At 49.6% G+C, this 837-nt stretch carries 1 pseudogene; it reads left to right on the top strand.

Features of this window, described 5'->3' with window-relative positions:
* Positions 1 to 633 precede the first annotated feature (633 nt).
* Positions 634 to 837 (top strand): annotated as a pseudogene (locus AB4653_RS25220) (hypothetical protein); the annotation flags it as partial.

Below are 837 nucleotides of genomic sequence, written 5' to 3' on the forward strand. Positions count from 1 at the left end.
CTCGACCGCAAGCGGTCGTCAAAACGGCTCTCAGGACCACAGTACGCCCATTTGCTCTATGTTTAATTATATTGCTTTGTCATGGTGTCGTTTTGTTGATTCTTGCCTTATAAGGCTTGATAGGCGGCTTTTTTATTATGACGGTTTAAGGCTGATTTTAAGTGCTGCGTTGTGGTAACGGCTTGAGTTGGGCGTTACCCTTCGGGCAAGGCTTTTCGCTTGTATCTTTCATCTATGGCCTAAGAGTGGCATCACCCTGGTGAGTCACTGCGTGCCGCCCCAAAATGTGCCTCTCTACAGCCCCTATCTAAAAGGATATCGCTGCAATCCTGAACGCCTGCGCCTCGTCATTCTTCCTCGTTGCCGCTCGTCGTGCCTCCTCGTTGCCGCTCGTCGTGCCTCCTCGTTGCTCTCCCTGCCTTTGAATAAGTTCGAGTAAGGCTTGTTTTCTTATGCGCCGATTTCCTTTCACTCGCATCATTTACGGGCTCGCAGGCTGTTAACCGTCTCTCCCCACAACCTGCTTTGCAAGGGTAAATGAACGCTGCGCGCCCTTGCAAAGCAGAACGATGTTGAGAGAGCGGACAGCCAAGCGGCTCCGAAAAGTGATACTCAAACAAAAGGAAAATCCTCATGGCGCAACAAAATTCAAACCTAACTCTCTCTAATTCAAATTCAGTGACCAGCGTTTCGCCGCTGGAGCACGAAAGCTCACCCAAAAATGATATCTCTAAGCGTCTGCAACCAGTAGAGCCAAGTCGTGATGTTGCCCTATCAGGATCAACATCTGTGGAAAATATTGTCGTGATTGCCGCTCACGTAAAAGCAAGAGCCAGG

It is taken from the genome of Vibrio sp. 10N.222.48.A3, from assembly GCF_041475345.1.
Classification (GTDB): domain Bacteria; phylum Pseudomonadota; class Gammaproteobacteria; order Enterobacterales; family Vibrionaceae; genus Vibrio; species Vibrio tasmaniensis_A.